The organism is Aeromonas sp. R6-2, from assembly GCF_040908155.1.
GTDB classification, from domain to species: Bacteria; Pseudomonadota; Gammaproteobacteria; order Enterobacterales; family Aeromonadaceae; genus Aeromonas; species Aeromonas schubertii.
Map to the genome: position 1 here is coordinate 21,256 of NZ_JBFODE010000040.1, position 25,484 is coordinate 46,739.

The 25,484-nt window shown below is 63.3% G+C and carries 19 protein-coding genes; 10 read left to right on the top strand and 9 right to left on the bottom strand.

Annotation, left to right across the window (positions count from 1 at the left end):
• Positions 1-33 precede the first annotated feature (33 nt).
• The 4 genes from hrpB (at position 34) to AB5Y48_RS10645 (ending at position 6,931) form a co-directional block, all read left to right on the top strand.
• On the top strand, positions 34-2,478 hold the full coding sequence (gene hrpB / locus AB5Y48_RS10630; RefSeq protein ID WP_368164390.1) for an ATP-dependent helicase HrpB: 2,445 nt from the start codon (positions 34-36) through the stop codon (positions 2,476-2,478).
• 43 nt (positions 2,479-2,521) lie between these two features.
• Positions 2,522-4,834 (top strand): penicillin-binding protein 1B, encoded by a 2,313-nt coding sequence (mrcB, locus tag AB5Y48_RS10635; protein ID WP_050667242.1) that lies wholly within the window; start codon positions 2,522-2,524, stop codon positions 4,832-4,834.
• A gap of 8 nt (positions 4,835-4,842) precedes the next feature.
• The gene (locus AB5Y48_RS10640) at positions 4,843-5,253 is read left to right on the top strand and encodes a VOC family protein (protein ID WP_136614061.1); all 411 of its coding nucleotides are present in this window, start codon (positions 4,843-4,845) and stop codon (positions 5,251-5,253) included.
• 91 nt (positions 5,254-5,344) lie between these two features.
• Positions 5,345-6,931 (top strand): response regulator, encoded by a 1,587-nt coding sequence (locus AB5Y48_RS10645; RefSeq protein WP_050667244.1) that lies wholly within the window; start codon positions 5,345-5,347, stop codon positions 6,929-6,931.
• 14 nt (positions 6,932-6,945) lie between these two features.
• Here AB5Y48_RS10645 and AB5Y48_RS10650 read toward each other — a convergent pair whose 3' ends face one another.
• On the bottom strand, positions 6,946-7,458 hold the full coding sequence (locus tag AB5Y48_RS10650) for a DUF2937 family protein (protein ID WP_050667245.1): 513 nt from the start codon (positions 7,456-7,458) through the stop codon (positions 6,946-6,948).
• 173 nt (positions 7,459-7,631) lie between these two features.
• Here AB5Y48_RS10650 and AB5Y48_RS10655 point away from each other — a divergent pair, with 173 nt between their 5' ends.
• Together AB5Y48_RS10655 and AB5Y48_RS10660 are read left to right on the top strand one after the other, a co-directional pair.
• Positions 7,632-8,354, top strand: coding sequence for a hypothetical protein (locus AB5Y48_RS10655; protein WP_050667246.1), 723 nt, complete (start codon positions 7,632-7,634; stop codon positions 8,352-8,354).
• A 244-nt stretch (positions 8,355-8,598) separates the two neighbouring features.
• On the top strand, positions 8,599-9,507 hold the full coding sequence (locus AB5Y48_RS10660; RefSeq protein ID WP_368164392.1) for a TSUP family transporter: 909 nt from the start codon (positions 8,599-8,601) through the stop codon (positions 9,505-9,507).
• A gap of 31 nt (positions 9,508-9,538) precedes the next feature.
• Here the strand turns inward: AB5Y48_RS10660 and AB5Y48_RS10665 are convergent, their stop codons facing one another.
• From AB5Y48_RS10665 to AB5Y48_RS10675, 3 genes are read right to left on the bottom strand one after another with little or no spacing between them, the layout of a single operon-like run.
• A complete protein-coding gene (locus AB5Y48_RS10665) occupies positions 9,539-10,918 on the bottom strand; it encodes an efflux transporter outer membrane subunit (protein WP_368164394.1) in 1,380 nt (459 codons plus the stop codon).
• Positions 10,915-12,849 carry a MacB family efflux pump subunit gene (locus tag AB5Y48_RS10670; protein WP_368164395.1) on the bottom strand — a complete coding sequence of 645 codons (1,935 nt, stop codon included), beginning with the start codon at positions 12,847-12,849 and terminating at the stop codon, positions 10,915-10,917. The genes AB5Y48_RS10665 and AB5Y48_RS10670 overlap by 4 nt, the downstream gene beginning before the upstream one ends.
• A complete protein-coding gene (locus AB5Y48_RS10675; RefSeq protein ID WP_050667249.1) occupies positions 12,846-14,000 on the bottom strand; it encodes an efflux RND transporter periplasmic adaptor subunit in 1,155 nt (384 codons plus the stop codon). Before AB5Y48_RS10675 ends, AB5Y48_RS10670 begins: the two co-directional genes overlap by 4 nt.
• 179 nt (positions 14,001-14,179) lie before the next feature.
• On the opposite strand from AB5Y48_RS10675, the gene AB5Y48_RS10680 reads away from it, so the two are divergent.
• Positions 14,180-14,545 (top strand): hypothetical protein, encoded by a 366-nt coding sequence (locus AB5Y48_RS10680; protein ID WP_050667250.1) that lies wholly within the window; start codon positions 14,180-14,182, stop codon positions 14,543-14,545.
• Between the two features lie 29 nt (positions 14,546-14,574).
• Here the strand turns inward: AB5Y48_RS10680 and AB5Y48_RS10685 are convergent, their stop codons facing one another.
• From AB5Y48_RS10685 to yegQ, 3 genes are all read right to left on the bottom strand, one after another.
• Positions 14,575-15,537, bottom strand: a complete 963-nt coding sequence (locus AB5Y48_RS10685) for a DUF481 domain-containing protein (RefSeq protein ID WP_050667251.1) — start codon at positions 15,535-15,537, stop codon at positions 14,575-14,577.
• A gap of 433 nt (positions 15,538-15,970) precedes the next feature.
• Positions 15,971-16,219, bottom strand: coding sequence for a YfhL family 4Fe-4S dicluster ferredoxin (locus tag AB5Y48_RS10690; protein WP_017787727.1), 249 nt, complete (start codon positions 16,217-16,219; stop codon positions 15,971-15,973).
• A gap of 1 nt (position 16,220) precedes the next feature.
• The gene (yegQ, locus tag AB5Y48_RS10695) at positions 16,221-17,585 is read right to left on the bottom strand and encodes a tRNA 5-hydroxyuridine modification protein YegQ (protein ID WP_368164397.1); all 1,365 of its coding nucleotides are present in this window, start codon (positions 17,583-17,585) and stop codon (positions 16,221-16,223) included.
• 229 nt (positions 17,586-17,814) lie between these two features.
• Between yegQ and AB5Y48_RS10700 the strand changes: the two genes are divergently transcribed.
• Positions 17,815-17,985, top strand: a complete 171-nt coding sequence (locus AB5Y48_RS10700) for a YqaE/Pmp3 family membrane protein (RefSeq protein ID WP_082178021.1) — start codon at positions 17,815-17,817, stop codon at positions 17,983-17,985.
• Between the two features lie 4 nt (positions 17,986-17,989).
• Positions 17,990-18,424, top strand: coding sequence for a GNAT family N-acetyltransferase (locus tag AB5Y48_RS10705; RefSeq protein ID WP_050667254.1), 435 nt, complete (start codon positions 17,990-17,992; stop codon positions 18,422-18,424).
• 67 nt (positions 18,425-18,491) lie between these two features.
• On the opposite strand, the gene AB5Y48_RS10710 is transcribed toward AB5Y48_RS10705, so the two are convergent.
• Positions 18,492-22,391, bottom strand: coding sequence for a zinc-dependent metalloprotease (locus AB5Y48_RS10710; protein ID WP_368164398.1), 3,900 nt, complete (start codon positions 22,389-22,391; stop codon positions 18,492-18,494).
• Between the two features lie 33 nt (positions 22,392-22,424).
• Complete coding sequence (locus AB5Y48_RS10715) at positions 22,425-23,243, bottom strand: hypothetical protein (protein ID WP_153006712.1); 819 nt, start codon at positions 23,241-23,243, stop codon at positions 22,425-22,427.
• Positions 23,244-23,767: 524 nt separating this feature from the next.
• Here AB5Y48_RS10715 and AB5Y48_RS10720 point away from each other — a divergent pair.
• Positions 23,768-25,399 (top strand): methyl-accepting chemotaxis protein, encoded by a 1,632-nt coding sequence (locus AB5Y48_RS10720; RefSeq protein WP_368164399.1) that lies wholly within the window; start codon positions 23,768-23,770, stop codon positions 25,397-25,399.
• The last annotated feature ends 85 nt before the right edge of the window (positions 25,400-25,484 follow it).

The following is a 25,484-nucleotide window of genomic DNA, read 5'->3' on the forward strand; positions in this document are numbered from 1 at the left end:
AGGCGCCGTTTTTATCATGACGGAAGCGCTGATTTGTCGACCCTGCCGATCGCCGACCTGCTCCCCGCCATAGAGGCGGCCCTATCGACCCATAACCAGCTGATTTTGCAAGCTCCTCCCGGTGCAGGCAAGTCTACCCTGCTGCCTCTTGAACTGGTTCGTCGGGAGCGGGTGGCGGGGCGCATCATCATGCTCGAGCCGCGCCGGCTGGCCGCGCGCAACATCGCCAGCTACCTGGCCGCCCGGCTCGGGGAGAAGGTAGGGGAGCGCATCGGCCTGCGGGTGCGCGGGGAGAGCCGGGTCAGCCGGCAGACGCGCCTGGAGATAGTGACCGAAGGGGTGCTCACCCGCATGTTGCAGCAAGACCCGGAACTGACCGGTGTCGATCTGCTCATCTTTGACGAGTTCCACGAGCGCAGCCTGCACGCCGACACGGCCCTGGCCTTCGCCCTGGAGAGCCAGCAGGCCCTGCGCGATGATCTGCGCATCCTGGTGATGTCGGCGACCCTGGATGGGCTGCCGCTGGAGCGGCTGCTGACCGGGGCCAAGGTGCTGCGTTCCGAGGGGCGCAGCCACCCGGTGGCGTGCTTCTACCGCCCCTGGAACCGCCAGCAGCGTTTCGAGCCCCAGCTCGGCGCCGTGGTGTTGGAGGCACTGGCGAATCACGCCGGCAGCGCCCTGGTCTTCCTGCCGGGGCAGGGGGAGATAGAGCGCCTGGCCGAGTGGCTGCGCGAGCGGGTGGCGGGGGAGGTGGACATTGCCCCCCTCTATGGCCGGCTCGATATCTGCGCCCAGCAGGCGGCCATCGATCCGGCGCCGGCCGGACGGCGCAAGCTGGTGCTCACCACCAATGTGGCCGAGACCTCCCTCACCATCGAGGGGATCACCCTGGTGATCGACAGCGGCCTGGAGCGACGCGCCCAGTTCGATCTCAAGAGCGGCGTGACCCGCCTCGAGACCCGTCAGATTGCCCGCGCCTCGGCGGTGCAGCGGGCCGGCCGTGCCGGTCGTCTCGCCCCCGGGGTCTGCTATCGCCTGTGGAGTGCCGAGCAGCAGGACCGGCTCGATGAGCAGAGCCCCCCCGATCTGCTGACCCAGGAGCTGACCGGTCTGATGCTGGAGGCGGCCCAGTGGGGCAGCCGGGTCGAGGCGCTGCCCCTGCTCGATGCGCCCCCCGTCGGCGCCCTGGCGGCGGCCGAGGGGCTGCTCAGGTCGCTCGGTGCTGTACACGGGGAGCAGCAACTCACTCCCCACGGACGCGCCATGGCCCGCCTCGGCACCCATCCTCGTCTGGCACACCTGCTGCTGCGGGCCGTGGAGCTCGAGGCCGGGGGTCTGTCAGGGATTGTCGCCGACGCCTGTTATCTGGTAGCCCTGCTGGAGGAAGATCTGCGAGGATCGGAGCGCCTGTCGGTGCTGTTTGGTCGTCGTGTCGGCAGCCTGCGTACCCAGGCCCAGCGTTGGTTCGAGCGAATAGCGGCGCGTCCGGCCCAGCCTCAGGGAGAGTGGCTGGGGCTCTTGTGTGCCCTGGCCTGGCCCGATCGCATCGGCCGGCTGCGCAGCGGCAGCCGCTACCAGCTCGCCGGTGGAGTGAGCGCCGATCTGATGGACGATCATCCCTGCACCGGCGCGCGCGCCCTGGTGGCGGTCAACATGGGTCAGGGCGATCGGGGCAGCCGCATCTTCGTGGCCGAGCCGGTCGAGCTGGATGAGCTGGTGCGCCACCTGCCCGAGCTGGTGGGGGAGCGCGACCACTTCGCCTGGGACGAGCAGGCCGATCGGGTGCGGGCCGAACGCCAACGCACCCTGGGCGAGCTGGTGCTCGGCAGTGAGCCGCTCGCCGCCTTGAGTGACGAACAGAAGGGGCGCTGCCTGCTCGACGGGGTGCGCCGCAAGGGACTGCACTGCCTGCCCTGGGATGAGGCCAGCGAAGGCTTGCTGGCGCGTCTGCGCTGCGCTGCCGACTGGTTGCCCGGGCAGGATTGGCCCGCAGTGAGCGAGGCAGCGCTGCTGGCCGGTCTCGAGCAGTGGCTGCTGCCGGCGGTGCTCGGCATGACCCGGCTCGAGCAGCTGAAGCGGGTCGACCTGGTGGCCGCGCTGCGCGCCCAGCTGCCCTGGCCACTGCCGAGCCTGCTCGACGAGCAGTTGCCGGTCTACTTCACCGCGCCGACCGGCACCCGGGTGCGCATCCGCTATGTACCGGGCCAGGTGCCCGCCATTCCGGTGCGGATCCAGGAGATGTTTGGCCAGGCCAGTACCCCCTGCGTGGCCGGTGGCCGGGTGCCGCTGCTGGTGGAGCTGCTCTCGCCGGCCCAAAGGCCGCTGCAGATCACCGCCGATCTGGCCGCCTTCTGGGCCGGGTCATACGAACAAGTGAAGAAAGAGATGAAGGGGCGCTATCCTCGCCACTACTGGCCGGATAACCCCCTGGAAGCCATGCCCACCCGCTTTACCAAGAAGCGGATGGAGCAGGGCTGAGCGTCAGGCACAACGAATAACCCGTTTGGGAAAAGTGGAAGAGATGGCAACAACACGAAAAAAACGACCGGTGAAGAAGAGCCCGGCGCGCCGAGCCCTGTGGCGCACCCTGTTTTGGCTGGGGGTGAAACTCTCCCTGGTGGTGGCGGCGTTTCTGGTGGTCTTTGGCATCTACCTCGACACCAAGGTGCGCGAGCGCTTCGATGGCGAGAAGTGGCAACTGCCCGTGATGGTCTATAGCCGTCCGCTGGAGCTCTATCCGGGGCAGCGTCTCTCCCGTGACCAGATGGTGCGCGAGCTCAAGATGCTCAACTACAAGCCGGTGCGTCAGCCACGCCAGCCCGGTGAGTATGCCATCGCCGGTAGCAGCATCGACCTGGTGCGCCGCGCCTTCGACTTCCTCGACGGAGCCGACGGGGCGCGCGGCATGCGCCTCACCTTCAACGGGCCACGGCTGGCCACCATCGCCTCCCTCGACAAGGGGCGCCCCATGGGGTTTGCCCAGATGGACCCTGTGCTGCTCGACCGGATCAACACGGAAGATCGGGAGGACCGCCTGTTGGTACGCATCGCCGAGGTGCCCGACAGCCTGCTGGTGACCCTGCTCACCACCGAGGATCGGGACTTCTATCAGCACGGCGGCGTGTCGCCGGTGGCGATTGCCCGGGCCATGGTGGCCAACTTGCTGGCTGGCCACACGGTGCAGGGGGGCAGTACCCTGACCCAGCAGCTGGCCAAGAACTTCTTCCTGACCCGGGAGCGCAGCCTGTGGCGTAAGCTCCAGGAGGCCTATATGGCGGTGATCATCGATTACCGCTATAGCAAGGACGAGATCCTGGAGGCCTATCTCAACGAGGTCTACCTGGGGCAGAACTTCTCCCAGGGGGTCTATGGCTTCGGCCTCGCCTCTTACTTCTACTTTGGTATTCCGGTCACCGAGCTCGACATCGATCAGGTTGCTCTCCTGGTGGGGCTGGTGAAGGGGCCCTCCTACTACGATCCCTGGCGTTTCCCCGAGCGGGCCAAGACGCGTCGTAACCTGGTGCTGAAACTGCTGGCCGATCACGGCAGCCTGACCGATGCCGAGTATCAGCTCGCCAGCAAGCAGCCCCTGGCCCTGATCCCCCGCGGGCAGATGTCTTATGGCCGTACCCCGGCCTTCATGACCCTGCTCAAGCGCGAGGTGCAGGCCCAGTTTGGCCCGGACTTGCTCAAGCAGTCCGGGGTGAAGATCTTCACCAGTCTGGACCCCATCGCCCAGCACGCCGCCGAGCAGGCGGTCGAATCTGGCCTGGCGACCATAGAGAAGACCCGCGGCAAGAAGAAACTCGAGGCGGCCATGGTCATCTCCGACTGGCGCAAGGGGGAGGTGGTGGCCGTGGTGGGGGGGCGCGATCCCCGCTACGCCGGTTTTAACCGGGCACTCGACGCCCGTCGCCAGATTGGTTCTTTGGTCAAACCCCCCGTCTATCTCACCGGCCTGGCCAACGGCATGACCCTGGCGACGCCGCTCAAGGACCAGCCGATCCGCATTCGTGGTCAGGATGGCCAGGTGTGGACCCCCCAGAACTACGACCGCAAGTTCCTCCAGAGTATCCCCCTGATGGATGCCCTGGCCGGATCGCGTAACGTGCCGACCGTCAACCTCGGCATGCAGGTGGGGCTCGACAAGGTGGTCGATACCCTGCACAAGCTGGGGGTGGATCAGAGTATCCAGCCCTATCCCTCCCTGGTGCTGGGGGCCATCGCCCTGAGCCCCCTCGAGGTGAACCAGATGTACCTGCCCATCGCCAACCGGGGGCTGACCCAGCCCCTGTCGGCCATTCGCGGCATCGTCGATGGCGGTGGCAAGAGCCTCTACAAGCCAAGTGTGGCGGCCAAGCAGGTGGTGGATGGGCAGGCCAGCTGGCTGACCCTGTTTGCCATGACCCGGACCGTCAGCCAGGGGACGGCGCGATCCCTGAGCGCCCGTTTCCCGGGGCTCACCATGGCGGGCAAGACGGGGACCACCAACGAGCTGCGCGACTCCTGGTTTGCCGGTATCGACAACAACGAGCTGGTGAGTGTCTGGGTGGGACGCGATGACAACACTCCGGCGGGGCTGACCGGGGCCAACGGTGCCCTGCAGCTCTTCTCCGGTTACATGGCCCAGCGCGGGGTCAACAGCCTGCAGCTCAACCTGCCCGAAGGGATAGGTTGGGCCAGCTTCTCCCGTGCCAGCGGCAGCCGGGTCGACAGCAGCTGCCCGGGCAGTGTCTCTGTGCCGGCCAAGCTGGCGACCCTGGGAGAGGCCATGTCCTGTGGTGGCGCCCCCCAGAGCGTGCTCGACAACTGGTTCAACAACTTCTTCCAGTAGGTATGGATATGGAGAAACCGGAAGGGACAGCCTGGCTCGGCGCCATCCACCATGTGGCGATCATCGGCAGCGACTATGCCCGCTCGCGGGCCTTCTACCACGAGTTGCTGGGGCTTCCGATTGTGGCCGAGACCTGGCGTGCCGAACGCGGATCCTGGAAGCTGGATCTGGCCCTGCCGGGGGGCGGTCAGATTGAGCTCTTCAGCTTTCCCTCACCGCCGCCGCGCCCTTCCCGTCCCGAGGCGTGCGGTCTGCGCCACCTGGCTTTCCGGGTGGCTGCGCTCGAGCCTCTTGTCGCACACCTGGTGGCCCATGGCGTGGCCGTTGAACCGGTGCGGGTGGACGAGCTGACCGGCCGACGCTTTACCTTCTTTGCCGACCCCGACGGCCTGCCATTGGAGCTCTACGAGGAGTACTGAGCCTGGCCGGCGGGTCTGTTTGGAGGCATTGCTCTTTAATCAGGCGCAATTTTTGCCTGTTATAGTTATTGGAGTTGCACGGAGGCGAGTCATGACAGAGCAGCAAGACGAATCGGATCTGTTGTTTATCGACGATGAACCCACCTCGGAAGAGACGGTGGCCGCACGTCCGCATCTTCCCTGGGCCGTGCTCATCGTGGATGACGAGCCCGATATCCATGCCGCCACCCGGCTGGCGGTGCGGGACATTCATTACAAGGGGCGGGGCCTGGAGCTGCTTAGCGCCCACAACGGCCACGAGGCGATCGAGATGCTCAAGGGGCGCCCCGACATCGCCCTGGTGCTGCTCGATGTGGTGATGGAGAGCGACGATGCGGGCCTCAAGGTGGCCCGGCGCATCCGGGAGGAGCTGGGCAATCATCTGGTGCGGATCGTGCTGCGTACCGGTCAGCCGGGGCAGGCCCCCGAGAAGCAGGTGGTGCTCGACTACGATATCAACGACTACAAGACCAAGACCGAACTGACGGCCCAGAAGCTCTTCACCAGCGTGGTGGCCTCCCTGCGCTCCTATGAGAGCCTCTATGCCCTGGAGTGCAGCCGTCAGGGGCTCTCCAAGATCCTCGATGGTGCCGGTGACCTCTACCGGCTGCGCTCCCTCAAGGAGTTTGCCTCCGGGGTGCTGCGCCAGGTAAGCGCCCTGCTGGATGTGGGGGCGGAGGGAATCCTCTGCGCCGAGCGAATTCGTCATGATGGGGAGCTGCAGGTGCTCGCCACTACCGGCATCTATGATCCCCTGCTGGAGGGGGCCGAGTTGGCGCGCTTCCCCAATCTGATGAAGGCCCTCGATGAGGCCATCGACGGGAGTCGCCATCTGGAGCAGAGTCGTGAGGCCATCTATCTGCGAGCCCAGAATGGCCGCGAGTTTGTACTCTGCCTCACCCCGGCCTGGCCTCTTGAGCCCATCGAGCAGGATCTGTTTGGCATCTTCTGTCAGCGGATCTCGGCCGCCTATGACAACCTCTATCTCAACCGTCAGTTGCTCAGTGCCCAGGAGGCGACCGTGGTGGCCCTGGCCGCGCTGGCGGAGTTTCGTGACAGCGACACCGGGGAACATGTGCTGCGGGTGCAGAAGCTCTCCGAGGCGATTGCCATGGAGCTGGCGGCTTCATCTACCTATCGGGATGAGTTGACTCCCCGTTTTCGGGAGATGATCGGCATGGCCTCTATCCTTCACGACGTGGGCAAGGTGGGCACGCCCGATAGCATTTTGCACAAGCCGGCCCGGTTCGATCCCGAAGAGCGTCGCATTATGGAGCAGCATGCCGCCATCGGCGCCAACATACTGGCCGATGCCAGCCGTATGGTCGAGGGAATGAGCTACCTCTCCCTCGGTGCCGAGATAGCCCGCTACCACCATGAGCACTTCGACGGCAACGGCTATCCCGAACATCTCAAGGGTGTGCAGATCCCCCTCTCGGCACGCATCGTGGCGGTGGTGGATGTGTTTGATGCCCTGCTCAGCAAGCGCCCCTATAAGGAGCCCTGGCCGCTGGATCAGGTGCTCGTCTATCTGGAGGAGCGCGCCGGCAGCCAGTTTGATCCCCAGGTCGTGACGGCCCTGCTGACCCTGGTCAGGGAGCAGCGCCTGCCGGTTCCCCTGAGTGCCTATCAGGGATAATGCCCGAACCTCGGTTAACGCAGATCCAAACGGCGGCGGGGGGCGGGACGAAACGGCCAGGCCAGGATGGCAAACAGCAGATCCCCGAGCAGGGCCCCCAGGAGTCCTGCCAGCAGGCCGCAGACGATGGCGGCCTGGTTGAGGGGCACCAGATAGTTGTAGTGATTGAGGGTGTCTTGCACCAGAGTCCGATCGGCTGCGGTGGCGAAGTGGAGCAGTTGGCGATACCAGGGGGCCCCCTGCCGGGCCCGCTCTCGCTCCAGTAACGCCTTCTGATCGACCAGGCTCTGGATGCTGTTGGCATCCCGTTGCACGACCGGATCCGGATTGGTGCGGTAGTGCTCAATCAACCCCTTCAGGCTACCGGCAAAGTGCTCATCGGCATTGTTCTGGAACGGGGCCAGGCTCACCTCGGCCTGTTGCAAACGGGCATCCACCCGCTGGAAGTAGAGCTCCAGCATGCCGGGGATCTGAACACCGGCCAGCAGGCTCAAGGCAAATAACATCATTCGAAGATAGCTGCGCATTGCGACAATCCCTGTTAAGCATTCGGGGGGCATACTAGATCGGATGACCCCGGGCGGCCAAGTCCAGTCACGGCCCCATATAGGGGGCTGTTACATTCTCTCACGCTATTTTGGTTTGTCTCACCGCCTGCCGGGGGTATCATCTTGCCCCCCATCAGGCACCGAGGTATCCAATGAGATCTCTTCCCCGTATTCTGATCTGGAATCTGCTGGGTGCGTTCATCGCCTTGAGCTGGCTGTTGTTGCCGGGCCATGGCTTCTGGGCGCGCTGGGACTTCCAGGTCTTCCACAGCTTCAACACGTTGATCGCCGAGCCGGGTGAGTGGCGCCTGTTGATGGCCATCACCAACAACCGTCTGTTCGATCTGGTCTCCATCTCTTGCATGTTGGTACTGCTCGGTTGGCAATATCTGCAAGGGGATTTGGCCGCTCGCCGCCGCCTGCTGGCCATGAGCCTGTTGATGGTGGTGACCGCCCTGATCCTCAATCGCGTTGGCCATCTGGTTCCCGTCGAACGCCCCAGTCCGACCCTCTCCCTGCCGGGGGCCCTGCGTTTGACTGCGCTTATCGACTTTCCTACCAAGGACTCCTCGAGCGACAGCTTCCCGGGGGATCACGGTCTGATGCTGATGATCTTCGCCGGCTTTATGCTGCGCTTCGCCCCGCGTTGGGTGGGAGTTGCGGCCTGCCTGATGGTGCCTCTGTTCACCCTGCCGCGCATCATGGTGGGGGCACATTGGGTGACCGACATCTACATGGGGTCGCTGGCCATCACCACTTTGCTGTTGCCCTGGTTACTGCTGACCCCGCTGGCACCGGCACTGGTGCGCAGTGGTGAGAGGGGGCTGGCCCGTGTGGGGTGGTTAACCCAGGTGCTGCGTGTGGCCACCAAATAGACAAGCAAAGGCCGGGAAATTCCCGGCCTTTTGGTAACCATCGGGTTGACCATGAGTCGTCGCGAATGACTATAACCACTTCCGATGGGACAGGGTGCTCGCTGAACCCCCTCTGGTAGTAATAGCAGATTCATTTGCTAGCGACGAACGCTTTCCCCCTTTTTCGGCAGATTATTTTGCCGCGCCCCACTTCTCCTTACGGGTCCACTGCCCTACAATCCCGCCCCTTCTGCAGGAGAGCCTTATGCTGATGTCCCTCTTGCGCTGCCTCTTCGTAGTCGGCGCCCTCGTCTATGTTGTCATGTTGCTGCGTGCCTGGTGGCGTCGCAGGGAGGAGGGGAGGCTGGAGTCGACCCCCTTCTGGACCGTCGGTGCCATCGGCTGCTTCGCCAATTTTCTCGATACGCTCGGGGTGGGCAGCTTCGCGGTCAAGACCGCCTTTTACAAATACCTGAAGCTAATCGACGATCGTCTGCTACCCGGGACCCTCAACGGCCAGTGCGTGCTGCCCACCATCACCCAAGCCCTCATCTTTATCGGCATGGTGCGGGTCGAGCCGACCACGCTGCTCCCCATGATGGTCAGCGCGGCGGTCGGGGCCGCCGTCGGCGCCCGTTACGTCTCGTCATTCGATCGCCAGACGGTGCGTATCGTGATGGCCAGCTCGCTGCTGGTGGTGGCCGGGCTCATCTTCGCCGGCCTGCTCGGTCTCTTCCCCCTCGGTGGTGAGGCCATGGGGCTCAGCGGCGGCAAGCTGGCGGTCGCGATCGCAGGCAATTTCCTGTTCGGGGTGCTGATGAACGTAGGAATAGGCCTGTTTGCCCCCTGCATGACCATGCTCTATCTGCTGGGGCTTCACCCCATCGCCGCCTTCCCCATCATGATGGGATCTGCGGCGCTGCTGAGCCTCTTCTCTGCCGGCACCTTCATCCGTCGCGGCGCCTTCGATGCCCAGGCCGTGTTGGCGGTAGCCCTGCTCGGACCGGTGGGAGTCTTGCTTGCCTCCTCCCTGGTGAGTGCCATGGATCTGGCCATGCTCAAGTGGCTGGTTGGTGCCGTGGTCATCTACACCGCCTGGAGCATGTTCTCGGCCTGGCGTGGGGAACGGCGCCAGCGGGGCGTGGATCTCGCGGTCCAGCCCGGTCACGGATAGCAGGAGGCCGGCGTATGCCGGCCTCCTCGTATCAAGTGCGCAGGTCGGGTCTGGCATCACTCCCCATTCCGCCCCCCAGGGATTGGCACAGGCGCGCCAGGGAGAGCAACAGGGTGCGGCGCTGATCCAGCCAGGCGAGCTCGGCACTGCGCAGCCGTCCCTGCTCATCGAGCCAGGCTTGCACGCCGGTGGCGCCGGCCCGATAGCGGGCACGCGCCAGTCGTTCGCTCTCGCGGGCCAGGCGCAGCTGATCGGCGAGCAGGGTCTCCCGCTCACGCCCGATGCGGGTATCGGTGAGGGCGTTGTCCACCTCCACCAGCGCCTCGTAGAGCTGCTTTCTGAACGCGATTTCCGCCTGTTGGTAGGCGAGCTCGCTTTGGGCAACCCGCTGACGGCCCTTCTCCCACTCGAGGAAGGGGAGGGCCAGGTTGGCCCCCAGGCTGCCGACCGGGTTTTGCAGCAGTTCGGCCAGGGCCTGGCTGCTGCCGTTGACCGCCGCGGTGAGGCTTAAGGTGGGATAGAGGCTGGCGCGCAGCTGATCCCCCTCGGCCAGCTGTTTGCGCAGGCGCAGCTCGGCGGCCTTGACATCCGGACGGCGCGACAGCAACTCGGCCGGCAGACCGGGGGCCGGGGTGGGCAGGGCATCGGGCAGTGCGCTCGGAATGACCGGCAGCGGACCATGGGGGGTACCGAGCAGCAGGCGCAGGGTGTTGCGGGCTGTCTCCTGCTGGCGGGTCAGATCGAGCTGGTTCGCCGTGCGCCCCGCCAGGCTCTGCTCGGCCTGGGCCAGCTCGAGGCGACCCACGGCGCCGGCCCGGTAGCGGCTCTCGGTCAGTTGCCGGGTCTGACGGGCGGCGGCGAGATCCGCCTCGCCGCTGGCGATGGCCTGATGCAGGTAACCCAGTTGCCAATATGCCTCCAGGGTCTTGCCGATCAGGGTGAGGCGGGTCGCCTCTCTATCTTCCCAGGTCGCCTCGGCCTCCCAGCGGGCGCTCTCCTCCACCGCCGAGAGGCGCCCCCACAGATCCACCTCATAGCCCAGACCCAGGTTGCTGTTGGCACTGCGCACACTGGCGGCGTGTCGGTCGAGAGGACGCGAGGCGCTCGTTCCCAGGGCGCCGGTCACCGAGGGGCGGGACTCCCCTTGAGCAAGATCCAGCGCCAACGCGGCCTGACGCAGGCGCAGTCCGGCGATGGCCAGATCCGGGTTGGCCGCCAGCACTCGCTCGACCAGGGAGTCGAGAGCCGGGTCGCCGAAGGCGCGCCACCAGGTGTCGTGCAAGGGGGTGGAGGCCTGCTGACCCTGCCAGTGGGTCGGCAGGTCGAGATCGGGCCTGTGGTAGTCGCTGCGCTGGCTGCAGCCGAGCAGCAACAGGCTGCCCACCATGAGTAGCAGGGGTCTTGTCATCATTCGCGGGCGAGCGCCTCCACCGGATCGAGCCGGGCGGCATTGCGCGCCGGCAGGTAGCCAAACAGTATGCCGATGAGGCTGGAGCAGCCGAAGGCCATCAGCAGGGAGAAGAGGGAGAAGTGCATCTGCATGCTCTGCACCAGGGCGCCAAACAGCAGGCCGATAAGCAGGGAGAGGCCGACCCCGATCAGGCCCCCCACCAGGCTCACCATTACCGCCTCGATGAGGAACTGCTGCAGGATATCGCCCCGTCGGGCGCCGACCGCGACCCGAATGCCGATCTCCCGGGTGCGCTCCACCACCGAGACCAGCATGATGTTCATCACCCCGACGCCACCGACGATGAGGGAGATGACCGCGATGGAGGAGACCAGCAGGGTCAGGGTCGCCGTGGTCTTCTCCACCGACTTGAGGATCGAGTCATTGCTGAAGGTGAAGAAGTCCCGTTTGCCGTGCCGGGTGGTGAGCAGCTCGATGATCCCCTGTTCGGCCATGGGCACGGTGACGCCATCGGCCAGGCGCACCGTGATCTGGCTGAAGTAGTCCTGCACCTGGATGCGGCTCATCAGGGTGCTGTAGGGGATCCATAGCGCCAGGCTCTGACTGCCGCCCCAGCGGTTCTGCTCCTTGGCGACCCCTATGATACGAAGGGGCACCGTGCCGGCGAACACCACCTGGCCGATGGGGGAGGTATCACCAAACAGGCTCTTCATGGAGGTCTCGTCGATCACCGCCACCGCGGCGCGGCTGCGCAGATCTTCCTCGCTCAGCAAACGCCCCTGCACCGCCGTGACCCCCTTGACCTCGAAGAAGGCCGGGCTCACGCCGGTCAGGCTGCCCGACAGGCTCTTGTTGCGCCAGCGGATCTGGGAGCCCGCCCCGAGCTGGGGGGTGGCTCCCTGCAGATAGGGTTGGCCGGCCAGCACCCGCAGATCCCGCTCGTTCAGGGTGCGGATCGAGGCGGCCTTCTCATCTCCCCAACCTGAGCCCGGGAAGATGTCGATGGTGTTGGTGCCGAGGGCGCTGATGTCGTTGATCACCTTGTTGCGGGCCCCCTGGCCGAGGGCCACCACGCTCACCACGGCGGCGATGCCGATGATGATGCCGAGCATGGTGAGGAAGGTGCGCATGCGGTGGGCCTTCATGGCGTGCCATGCCATCTGGAATGCCTCGCGCAGGCGATCCAGCCCGTCCCACCAGCTGCCCTGGGTGGTTGGCTCGGGTTGGACGGGGGCCGTGGCGCGCGGCAAGGTGCCGCTGTCGCGGATCACATGTCCATCCTTGAGCTCGATGACCCGCTCGGCATGGGCGGCGATGGCCGGATCGTGGGTCACCAGTATGATGGTGTGGCCGAGCTGATGCAGCTCCTTGAGGATGGTCAGCACCTCGCGCCCGCTCTGGCTGTCGAGGGCGCCAGTCGGCTCGTCGGCGAGGATCACCTCGGCGCCGTTCATCAGGGCCCGCGCTATGCTGACCCGCTGCTGCTGGCCCCCGGAGAGCTGTCCCGGCCTGTGGTGGGCTCGCTCCTCGAGGCCCAGGCGTGCCAGCAGGGCCAGAGCCCGCTCCCGACGCTCGCAGCGGCGGCTACCGGCATAGATGGCCGGGATCTCCACGTTGGCGGCGGCGTCCAGGTGGGGCAGCAGGTGGTAGCGCTGGAAGATGAAGCCGAAGTGGTGGCAGCGCAGGCGCGACAGGCCGAGGGCGTCGAGATGGCCGGTCGCTTCGCCGCGAAAGCGGTACTGACCCTCGCTCGGGCGGTCCAGGCAGCCGAGCAGGTTCATCAGGGTCGACTTGCCGGAGCCGGAGGCGCCGACGATGGCGACCATCTCTCCGGCCATGATGTCGAGATCCAGGGGGTGCAGCACGGTCACCTCCTGTTCACCGCTGACAAAGCGCCGGCTCACCCCCTCGAGGCGAATGAGGGGGGTCACAGCATGACCTCCCCGTCGTGGGGCTCGGCGGGTTTGCCACTGCCGAGGATCACCGACTCTCCCTCCTTGAGACCCTCGACCACCTCGATATTGACCTCGTCGCGCAGGCCGGTCTGGACGGTGCGCGGCTGCGTTTGCCCGTCGCTCAGTACCGTCACCTCGAAGTTATCCTTGCCCTTGGATGCGCCGAGGGCGGTGAGAGGGATGGAGAGCACCCCCTCACGGCGACCCAGCACTAGGCTCACCTGGGCCGTCATGGCGACCCTGAGCCTGTGCTCCGGGTTGGGAACGTCGAACAGGGCGTAGTAGTAGACGGCGCTGTTGCTGGCATTGGCGGAGGCGGCGTCGTTGATGTTGGTCGGCGCCAGTTGCACGGTACGCAGGGTTGCATCGTAGCGGGTGTCCGGGTCCCCAATCAGGGTGAAGTAGACCGGCATGCCGGCGTGAATACGGATGACGTCGGCTTCGGAGATCTGCGCCTTGATGGTCATGGTATCGAGGTCAGCGAGCTTGAGCAGGGTCGGCACCACCTGGGAGGAGACCAGGGTCTGGCCCAGCCTGGTGACCAGGGAGAGCACGGTGCCATCCATGGGGGCCACTATTCGGTTGTAGCCGAGTTCGGTGCGGGCGGTGGCGACTTCTATCTCGGCGCTGGTGATGGCGGTGCGGGCGTTGGCCACATCCGCCTCGCTGGTGGCCTGTTTGGCCTCGGCCTGCTCCAGATCGGCGCGAGAGGTGGCCTCGTCGCGGATCATGGCGCGCTGGCGCTTCAGTGCCAGGGTCTCCTGACGCAGCAGCGCCTGCTTCATACGCAGATCTGCCCTGGCGCGGGCGAGATCCGCCTCGGCCTTCTTGAGCTTGTTTTGGGCCACGGTCGGGTCAATTTCGGCCAGTAGCGCCCCCTTCTTCACCTGTTGCCCCTCATCGACCAGCAGGCGCACCACCTGACCGTTGACCTGGGCCCCCACGTCGACCTGCTCGCGGGCCTGCAGCACGCCACTCGCCTGTACCGATTGCTCGATATCCTGGCGTTGCACCCTGGCGGTGAGGTAATCGGGTGGAGGGGTCTGGGGCCAGAGCCACCAGCCGAGCAAGGTGGCGACGAGGGAGAGGGCGAGTAGCCAGCGCCAGCGGGAGAGAAGCGTCTTCATGGGCATGATTCGTGTCGGTTGGGGAGGTCATCTTGCAGGGTTGGGCATGGTGACCCAAGTGAAAAACTGTAACAAGGGTTAATGAGTGCTGAATCGACAGGGGATTTTTTCACCGGGTGGCGGACAGTGCCGCGATGGCAGGCTAAGATGGGGCGGATAACTCTGTGTGAGGTGAATCCATGAAAGGCTCCGTATTGCTGCTCTCTCTGGCGATGACTGCCCCGGCCTGGGCCGGCATCCAGATCGACACCGGCGGCATCAAGATCGACTCCAATGGCATCCGTATCAATGTGGATGACCAGAACGAGATGCAGAAGTGGAAGGACAAGCACAAAGGGGACTGCTCCTTTATCGACATCGGTAGCGTCCGGGTCGCCAGCGATGGTTGCAGTGACAAGGACAAGGAGCACTGGAACCGCAGCGTGCACAGCGGCAACAACCCGGGCAAGGGTCACGACAAGTCCTACAAGGGCAATGATGGCGGTGTGAAGATCGAGCTCTATGACGATGACGGCAAGAGCAAGGGTAAAGGCAAGAACAAGTGAGCAGAGGGCGCCGGTGGCGCCCTCTCTCGTTAGAAGCTGGCGCCCAGGCTCAGGGTCTGGCGCCACTCCTTGTCATCGTCCATGGTCAGTCCATCGATATTGGAGCGCATATCATCCCAAGTGAGCGAGCTCGACCAGGAGAGGCGCAGGTGTTCACTCAGGTAGTAACGCATCCCCAGGCTGCCATCTATGGTGCGCTCGTAGCTGAAATACGGTGAGGCCTGGGAGAGGTAATAGATGTATTTCCCCTCGCTAAAAAGCTCTAGCTGGCTATCGCCAATGCGTTGCTGGTAGTCCCAGCCCAGGGTCGCGGTGGGGTAGGAGACGTGCTGGGTATTGAAGAAGATCTGGATAAATTCATTCGAATCAAAATAGGCATCCCGCAGGCCACCGAGCAGCAGAAACTCCAACCGCTTGCGCTTTTGTTTCCAGAAGCGGTAACCGGCCCCGCTGTTGTAGTCCACTTGCAGGTAGTTGCTGTCGAGCATGTTGTACTGGTAATCCACCGTGGTGCGCCAGTACCAGCGATCGGCCAGGAAGTAGTCGACCTTCGGCTGCAGTCGATAGTTGTGATCCGTGGTGGTGCTGTTGGAGGTGTCGTAGTCGTACTCCCCTTCCAGCCCGGTCCGCCAGCTGGGGTCCTCCATCTCCAGCTTGCCCTTGACGCTCAGGTTGTTGGTGCGGCTGCTGTTTTGCTTGATCTTGAGGCTGACATCGCTGCTGCCCGAGAGGTGCCACTTCTCTTCGTCGGGGCTCAGCAGGGCGAGATCGATCCCCTTCTTGCTCAGCGCCGGGGAGGGGGCCTGCTTGGCACGCCAGCGTTTGACTGCGGTGCGCGGGATCTTGACTTCGCCGCCGAAGGGGAAGCTCAGGGTCAGGCTCTCCTCGCCCGGCGTCACCTCGCCGGTCAGGCGATCGCCGTTCTTGAGCCAGATGGTGTCGGCGGCGGCGGGCAGCGCCAGCAGCAACAGCAAGAGGGTCACAACTCTCATAGGTCACTCGGTGAATTGGTGAAGTAGTCTGAATGCCACAGGGGGGCGAGGCGCAACCTGGTCGCGCCTCGCTTTTTGCCACTTTACGCGGTTAGCCGTGCAGTGTGGCGGACTTTTCCATCAGCGGCTCTTCGGTCTCCACTATATGTATGGGAGGGATCCCGGAGGATGCACTCCATGTAGAGCTGACGCTGATGCCGGTGTTACTGCCGGTGCATCCGCACGAACTTTTCCATCAGCGGCTCTTCGGTTTCCACCCTATGTATGGAGGGGATCCCGGAGGATGCACTCCATGTAGAGCTGACGCTGATGCCGGGGTTACTGCCGGTGTATCCGCACGAACTTTTCCATCAGCGGCTCTTCGGTCTCCACCATATGTATGGAGGGGATCCCGGAGGGTGCACTCCGTGTAGAGCTGACGCTGATGCCGGTGTTACTGCCGGTGCATCCGCACGAACTTTTCCATCAGCTGATCTTCGGTTTCCACATGGGCGGGATCCCAGATGATGCAGTCGATAGGGCAGACGCTGATACAGGTCGGCTTCTCGTAATGCCCGACACACTCGGTACAGCGACTGGGGTCGATCTCGTAGATCTCCTCCCCCAGGCTGATGGCCTGGTTCGGACACTCCGGGTCGCACATGTCGCAATTGATGCACTTGTCGGTGATGAGCAGGGACATATCAGGGCGCCGAGTGGGGATTGCGGGTGTCTTCCCGATCGCTCAGGTTGCGCAGCAGGATGCCGTAGTTCACATCGACCTCTTTGGGCACCGGTACATAGACCACATGGCCGTTGCCCGGTGCTGTGTCGATGAGCTCGCCCTTGCGGTTTTGCATCTGCTCCAGGTTGAAACTGAGGTTGCCCTGGGGGGTCATCAGCTCCAGGTTGTTGCCCACCAGGAACTTGTTTTTCACCTCGACCTCGACCATGTCACCCTGGCGGCCGGTGATCTCGCCGACGAACTGCTGGGTGTCGGAGACCGAGTAGCCGTAGTCGTAGTTCTGGTATTCGCTGTGGGTGTGGCGGCGCAGGAAGCCCTCGGTGTAGCCGCGGTGGGCCAGATTCTCGAGGGTGGTCATCAGGGTCGGATCAAACGGACGGCCGGCGGCGGCGTCATCGATGGCCTTGCGATAGACCTGGGCGGTGCGGGCGCAGTAGTAGAAGGACTTGGTGCGCCCCTCGATCTTGAGCGAATGGACCCCCATCCTGGTCAGGCGCTCCACGTGCTGGATGGCACGCAAGTCCTTGGAGTTCATGATGTAGGTGCCGTGTTCGTCCTCAAAGGCGGTCATGAACTCGCCCGGGCGGTTGGACTCTTCCAGCAGCACCAGGGCATCGGTCGGTTTGCCGGCCCCCAGAGTCGGATCGACCTTCTGCACGGCGATCGGCTCCTGACGGTGGACGATCTGGCCCACCTCGTTCTCCTTGCCCTCATGCACCTTGTACTCCCAGCGGCAGGCGTTGGTGCAGGTGCCCTGGTTGGGATCGCGCTTGTTGATGTAGCCGGAGAGCAGGCAGCGGCCGGAGTAGGCCATGCACAGGGCGCCATGGACGAACACCTCCAGCTCCATCTCCGGCACCTGCATGCGGATCTCCTCGATCTCGTCCAGCGACAGCTCGCGAGAGAGGATGGCACGGGTCAGGCCCATCTGATGCCAGAACTTCACCGTGGCCCAGTTGACCGCGTTGGCCTGCACCGAGAGGTGGATGGGCATATCCGGGAAGGCTTCGCGCATCATCATGATGAGACCGGGATCGGACATGATGAGGGCGTCCGGCTTCATCTCCACCACGGGGCGCATGTCGCGCACGAAGGTCTTGAGCTTGGAGTTGTGGGGCTGGATGTTGGCCACCACATAGAACTGTTTGCCGAGGGCATGGGCCTCGTTGATGCCGAGCTGCAGGTTTTCGTGGTCGAACTCGTTGTTGCGCACCCGCAGGCTGTAGCGGGGCTGGCCGGCATAGACGGCGTCGGCGCCATAGGCGTAGGCGTAACGCATGTTTTTCAGGGTCCCGGCCGGGGAGAGCAATTCTGGCTTGAACATGGGGGTCTCTCTGGTCTGATTGCAAATCAGCAGCTAATACTATGTATTGCTGTTAAATCAATGTGTTACTGCTCGCGTGACGGCATCTTGTGCCCGTTTGCAGGGGCGCAGAGTGTACCAGAAAAGCGTGAGCAGGATCTAAGTAATAATGGACCTCGCCTCGCCCCGGCGATTGTATCTTGTGGCCCTGCGGGATAGGGTGAGAGGGTCTTTGAGCGAGGAGCCAACGATGGAAAACCTTATCAAGATCCTGATCGCCATCTTTCTGCCCCCCTTGAGCGCCTTCTTGCAAGTGGGCCTCTCCTTTCACTTCCTGCTGAACATAGTCCTCACCCTGCTGGGAGGATTGCCCGGCATGGTCCATGCTTTGTGGTTGCTGCTCAAGGAGAGAAGGGGGTAACAGGATGCGGATTCGAGAGGCCGAGAGAGCCGATGAGGAGGCGCTGGCGCGCCTTTTTTTGCGGGAGAGACGCAACACCTTTCACTGGGTGGCGGGGCATCACTTTTGTCTCGAGGAGTGGGCCGAGCAGAGTGCCGGTGAACGGGTCTGGCTGGCCGAGCGGGGGGAGCGGATCGTCGGTCTGGTCAGCCTGTGGCCGGCGGATCGCTTTATCCATCACCTCTATGTGGAGGAGGAGAGCCGAGGTCAGGGGGTGGGGCGTGCCCTGCTCGAGCGGGCGTTGGCTCTGGGCTCGGGCCCGGCCTCCCTCAAGGTGAGCGAGAGCAACTGGGCGGCCATCGGCTTCTATCATCGTCTCGGTTGGCAGGATGACATGGAGCGGGGCGAGTGCCCGGTGACCGGTCCCTGGCGACGGCTGGTGTTGCTCCAGGCGGGATGATGGTTGAGATGGCAAAAAAAAGGGGCGCATTTGCGCCCCTTTTTGATCATGATCCCGCATGGGATCGTCAGTTTTTGACATAGATGCTGACGTTGACGTTATTTCTCGTCGTCGCAGGAATCGATTCGAGCGGATCGGTCAGTTTGTCGAGCATGCTCTGGTTGCTGGTCTGGGCCAGTACAAAGGCGATCAGGGCCCGCTCACCGCGCCAGAAGGTGCGCTCGTCTGCACTCAATGCGCTGTTGCTGGCATGGGCGCGGATCTGCTCGCTCCACTGGGGCAGCCAGCCGACGACCTCTCCCCAGAACTCTTGCTTGATGGCTCTGCCGATACCGTCAAAGGTGGCCCATGCCTGCTGCAACTGACTGTCGGTGTAGGTGGGCCCGCTACCGAGTTTGTAGCCAGTCGCCGAGACGGTGAGCTCGCCAAGGGCTGCGCCATAGGGCTTGCCGCTGAGCCAGGCGGCATTCAGCTTGTCGAGCATCGCCTTATCCAGCGTGATGGCGGCCTTGGCCATGGCCACGCGTTGTTCACCACTGAACAGGTTGCGAATGTTTGGATTGGTCAGCACATCCCCGTACACGGCGCGCAGACGCAGTGCATAGGCCGGGAGATTGATGGTGTCAAACAGCGTCTTGATGCCCTGATTGGTGGCACGGTCGAACAGCAGGTTGGTACTGTCCCAGGCCAGCACGTTGCCGTTGCCAAAGGTGAACTTCCTTCCCTTGTAATCCAGGGTGCGCAGTGCCGGTTGTTCGTCCGCTGCGAGTGGCAGAGAAATGTAGTCCACCAAACGGCGCGCACTCTCTTTCTGCAGGCTGTCGCCGGTTTGACCCCACTTGAGGATCTGGCTCAGCATCGCCTTGTTAAGGCGTGCGTTGGAGGTCGAATCCAGATCGAAGTAGTTGGCCAGTGTCGCCAGGGAGGGGTTGAGCCCTTCCAGGGTACGCTTGCTATCCCAGCGATAGGGGCTGAAGGGGAAGACCTGCCTGCCATCCTTGTCCACAAAGACCGGCTGCTCGGGCAGGGCCTCACCCAGTACCATGGCGCGGATCTGTGCCTTGAGGCGGCTCTCGACCATGGGCAGATCGATCAGGGCCAGGGCATCCCCGTTCTCGGTCCAGCGGCGGGTGTCGCGGCTGACCAGGAACTTCATGGCAAGCAGCTTGTCCGGCCAGGCACCCAGTACATCCCGCTCGTTGGAGAAGGGATGGTTGGGATCGTTGGGGCTGACCGAATCGAGCGGTACCCCATCCCGGGTCTCGGAGAGAACCTTGTACCCCTTGTCGTGCTTGGCGAGGGCATCGCCAAAGCCGGGGGCGAAGCAGCTCATCGGCAGGGACTGGCCGGCCGGCATGTCGTACTTCACCTCCCCATAGAGTTTGGTGAGGGGAAGTTGGCTGATATTACCGCTGCTGTCTTGTACCTCACACACCTTGTCCGGACGGGCGATCACATCCAGCATAAAGTCGGCCGCATCCATGGCGGCGCGGCCATAGGCACAGAACCAGGCATCGGTCGGCGCCGCAGCACTCGGGTTACAGAAGCGCGGGCTGGTGACGATGGAGCTCAGAAACTCACCGGGTTTCTCGTCACCCGAGCCATAGGCGTTGCGGAAGATGGTATCGATGCGCTCGAAATCCTCGATGAAGTCGCGGACTTCGGAGAACTCGTTGAGGCGCCCCACCGTGTATCCCATCAGGGTGTTATCCCAGAACTCCTGCTTGTCGAGACGGGTGTTGCGACGCTCATAGCTGTCCACATAGTTTTGACGGCGGAAGGCCATGATCTCGGCCAGGTTGGTCCCCTCGTCGAAGCGCTTGCAGTTGCTGTTGAGCGAGACGTTGCCATCGGTACAGAAGTCATAGGGCTTGCGCGCCAGGCTGCCTTTCTTGAGCTGCTCCTGGAAGGAGTTGTCGAGGCTCTGCCACGAGCTCAGGAGCTCTCCCTTGTCGAGCAGGGTTTTAACCGCATTGAGCTGGCCGTAGTTCACCGCCGGGTTGCTGTTGAGATAGGCGAGATCCAGCTCGTCCAGGGGCAGCAGCACGGCCGGGCGCGGGCCGGTCGGCTTGCCTTCCCCATCCTTGGGGGCCTCCCCGTAGGGCACCTCGAGTTGACGGGCATAGGCAAAACGCAGGGCGGCGCGATCGTAGGGGCCGAAGATGGGCAGCTCGTCAAACTCGGAGGCTGCATAGTCCATGATGGAGCTGTAGGCCGGTACATGTTGCAGCCCCAGGCTCTTCGCCTCTTCCGGGCTGTAGAAGTTCTTCTTGTCACGGGAGCCGGCGAAGTTGTGGCGCAGACCCAGGTTGTGGCCGAGCTCGTGGACCAGGGTGGAGCGGTACATGTGGGCGGAGATGGCGGTGCTGATACGCTCCCGCTGTCCCTCGTCGAGGGCCTTCCACTTCTTCATGCGGGTCTTGGCGTCGTCTTCGTAGAGACTGGCATCCTGATAGTCGATGCCGGAGACCAGCCCCTTGCTGGTAGCAGAGACCCAGATGGCCTCTTCCCCGAAGGCGTTGTTCTCGGACCAGCGCTTGAGACGCTCGGCATTGGCCTTGGCCAGGGTCTTGAGATCGCTGTCCTGGGTGGTCTGGGTGATGCCAAGGGTGGCCTGCTCCTTGCGCAGGGGCTGCTGGGTGAAGCTCTTCTCCACCTGGGCCACCTGCTGCTCGGAGAGATCGACACTGGCCTTCATGGCGTTGGCCGGATCGGCCAACTTGGCAAAGTCGATGCCGGACATGATGCCATCGGCCTTGAGCTCCTGGCGGTTGAAGCGACGCGCCAGATCGTTCCAGACCCGGGGAACGGCTGTCTTGATGACGCCGGAATACTGGTTCACGTGGGCTTTGACTATCTCGCCGGTGAGGGGGTTGGCGACCGAGGGGCCGTAGCCGAGCAGACCGTTGGCCAGGGGGCGGTCGATCAGGTTGATCATGCTGACGCGCAGATCGCCGACCTGGCGACCGGCGGGGGCGCTCGGGTTGACGATATTGAGGGGCGGTACGCCGGTGCCGGCCAGGGACTGGTTGATGTGGCGCACCGAGTCCAGGGTCACATCGAGGAAGAGCTTGTTCTCCGGCTTGAAGAAGGTGTCGCTCAGGTAGTAGTCGATGGTGGCCTTGCCCGGGTTGAAGCGGTTGAGGTAGGCGCGCTTGCTGCCATCGGTGGCGGAGCCCTGGGCGTCGAGCTTGTCAAACTCTGAGGTGAAGAAGCCAAATTCGCTCTCGTCGTCCGGGGCATAGCGGATGGGCTTATAGCCGGGGGAGGCGATCTTGTCGAGCTTGACCAGGGAGTAGTAGAAGCTGGTGGTGAAGGAGAGATCGCTCAGGCTCTGGTTGTAGTAATCGTCCAGGGCGTTGCGCTTGACGGTGAAGGTGCGCTCGAGTTCGACGTTGATAACGCCCTTCTCGGCATCCATCTCCCAGCGAACCACTCGGGGGTCGGCCGTTTCGCTGATGCTGTCGTTGTTGTACCAGAGATCGATGGTGTTGATCTCGTGCCCCTTCAGATCCTTGAAGACGGGGTGGAAGAAGGCCTTCTTGTCCCAGGTGACGTTCTTGTCGGTGTTCTCCTCTTCCTTGCGGGTGCACTCACCGTAGGCATCTTCGGCGCAGCGATAGTCCCGATAGTCGCCCGGAATGGTGAGCACGGGGGCCACATCGTTCCAGCGTGGCGGCTGACCGGCCGCGGTGGTGTCGCGGTCTACCTGGACCACCCGCAGCCCCTCTTCGACGAACTGCAGGCGGACGACCTTCTCGTCCCCCTGGAAGAAGGGGTCCATGTTGGATGCGTATCGGGGGGCATCGGCGGTCGAAGGAACGTAGAGCCACAGCTCGCCGGTGTCGAAGGCGCGCCATGCCTGCTGTTCGGCCGCCTTGGGGACCTCTTTATAGGGCTCGTCGCCAGCGCCGCAGCCGAGCAGCAGCATGCTCACCGATGCCGCAATCAGTGTTTGCCTGAACATAAGGGTTTCCTTTCCTTTAGTTTTTTATGGTGGTCAGAAGCTGTAAGAGATCAGGGCCGACCAGGTTGAGTTGCGCTTGTTGAACAGCTCGATGGAGCCGGTGCCGCCCCGCTCGAGGTCATAGACAACCCCGGTGTTGGAGTACATCAATCCGATGGACCAGTTATCGGTCAGGTCGTAATAGATGCTCTCGGCGTGGATATAGTCATCCTTCTGCCGAGTACCCTGATAGGTGCGATGGGAGTTGAAGACCAGGCTGGCGTTGAGGCTCCAGCGCTCCCAGCCGGTGTAATCGAGGCTGAGCAGGTTCTCCAGGGTCCACTCCTTGAGGGAGCGGCCGCCACGGGTCTTGTACTCGTGGAAGTTCTTCATCAGCCTGGGTTGCCAGGTGAATTCGAGCCCGTCCAGCAGGCTGGCCAGGTCGATGGAGAGGGGGGTGGCGACTCGCAGTGAGGTGTGCAGATCGTCCTTGCGGCTCTGGGTTGACAAGGGCAGGCGCAGGCTGCCATCCAGACCCAGGGTGATCTCTTCGGTCAGGGTGAACAGATCGCTGTTGCCATATTTTATCCAGCCATCCTGCCAATACTGCCCCTTGGGGTTATCGAAGGCGTGGATCCCGGCCAGGTTGATACTGGCCTTGCTGCCGTTGTCGAAGCGGTAGTCGAGTATGGCGTTGAGACCGGCGCTACGCATCTCGTGATAGCTGCCGTGTTCGTAGAAGTTGCTGGTGTAGTCGAGCTCCAGCGAGCCGCCCCAGGGAGAGTCGGGGGCACACTCTTGGGCCACTGCCGTGGTGGGCAGAGCCTGCAGCAGCAGTGCCGCAAGGCCTGCCGTCATTATCCTGATTGTCATTGTTTTTGCTTCCGTTGCGCCTGAACTTTCCTGCATTCGGGATGCAGGGAGAGTGGTTCTATCATTGCCACCTTCCCTTCGTCAAACGGATGTTTTTTGAGCTATTTTCTTTTTTTTGTGCTCTTTGTGGTGATTCGTTCTGATGGTTTTTTTATTAATGGTTTTTTTGATTGGTTTAATCGTTATATTTTGAAATATAAACTGATTTACTGTGTTTAAAGTTAATACTTCAGGTGGTGGCAAACACTGATTATTGCTTCTTTTGTGGTGTTTTGTGCCGGGTTTCCCCGGCTGGAATCGGTGGTTGACCCCTCTTTTCGCCAGGACTCAAGAGTCTCGCCAGTTGGTCGATATTCCTGAACCATGGGTCAACGGGAGCATGTCGACCCGGTTTATGACTCTGTGGACAGGTTTTGTCGTAGTGCCATTTGGCTGCTATGATCCTGCGCTTCATTTCGCCTAGACGCCCATCATAAGGACGTGATCGTCAACGCACCCCTTCCCAGGCCAGTTGAGGATTACCCATGTCATTCAAAGATTTGGCTATCGGCAAGAAGATTGCCGTGGTCTTCTCCATCATCGCCGCCATCAATATGGCGTTCGGTGTCTATCTCTTCTCCGAACTCGGCGGCATCCGCAGTCGGGTGCTGAACTTCACCGATTCGACCCTGCCGAGCGTGCTCTCGGTGGAGAAGCTCATCTACGAGATCTCCTACCTGCGCCGGGCCGAGTTCGCCATCCTGACCATACCGGATCCCCAGGAGCTGCAGCGCCGTCTGGCTCGCCGTGGTGAGACCCTGGCCCGTATCGACCGCATGTTTGCCGACTACGAACACACCGTGGGCGATGGCCACGAGCGCCAGGTGTTCGACCAGGTCAAGCAGGTGTGGCTGCGCTATCAACAGGCCCTGCGCCCCTTCGAGAGCTCGGTGGCAAGCGGCAACATGGTCGCGGCCCAGCCCGCCCTGATGGGGACCCTCTCCCTGTTCGGTGAGCTGGAGAAGGCGATGGATGCCCTGGTTGAGGTCAACCTCGGCTTTGTCAGCAACAATCGCAGCGATCTGCTGGCGACCCTCTCTTTGGTGAGCACCTCTACCCTGGTGAGCCTGGGGGCCATGCTCCTCTTCATGGTGGTGATGACCTGGTTTCTGAGCCGCCAGATCTGCCAGCCTCTGAGTGCCGTGGTGCGTCTGTCCAACGACATTGCGCGGGGCGATCTCACCACCCGCATCGATCGCCGAGCCATCGGTAACGACGAGCTGGGCCGACTGGCCGACGCATCCCTTGCCATGCAGGACAATCTGCGTCGCCTCATCGAGGAGGTGGTGGCCGCGGTGACCCAGCTCGGTACTTCCATCGAGGAGGTGAGCGCCGTCTCCGAGCAGACGTCGGGGGGCGTGCGTGCCCAGCAGGCGGAGATCACCCAGGTCGCCGCCGCCATGACCCAGATGAAGGCGACCGTGGCCAATGTGGCCGCCAACACCGAGATCGCCTCCGGCGAGACCACGGCCACCAGCGAGCTGGTGCGCCAGGGGGATCACGACGTGCAAGGGGTGATCGCCGCCAACAGCCGCCTGGCCGAGCAGATCGAGGAGGCGGGTAGCCTGGTGGTACAGCTCGAGCAGGAGTCCGGCCGCATCAACATGGTGGTGGATGTGATCCGCGACATCGCCGAGCAGACCAACCTGCTGGCCCTCAACGCCGCCATCGAAGCGGCCCGTGCCGGCGAGTCGGGCCGCGGTTTTGCGGTGGTGGCTGACGAGGTGCGCACCCTGGCCGGCCGTACCCAATCCTCTACCGGTGAGATCGCCAGGATCATCGAGTCCCTGCAGCAGCGGGCCAATGCGGTGCGGCAGGTGACCGAACTCAGTCGTGAGATGATCGAGGAGTGTGTCACCCAGAGTGAGCGTACCGGCGAGGGGATCCGTCGCATCGCCGAGGCGGCCAACAAGATCGCCGACATGGGGATCCAGATTGCCAGCGCCTGCGGTGAGCAGGATGCGGTCTCCGATGAGCTGAGCCGCAACGTGGAGCGGATCAACGACTCGGCCAGCGAAGTGGCCCAGGGGGCCCAGCACACGGCGAGCGCCTGCGTGGAGCTGAGTCAGCTGGCGGCCGGATTGCAGCAGACGGTGGGCCGTTTCCGCCTCGCCTGATTGCCCAAAGCCACCGAGAGGTGGCTTTTTTGTGGCCGGGGATTGCGCCGGTGGGTCTCTTTTGTTACCACTGAAGGTTTCCGGC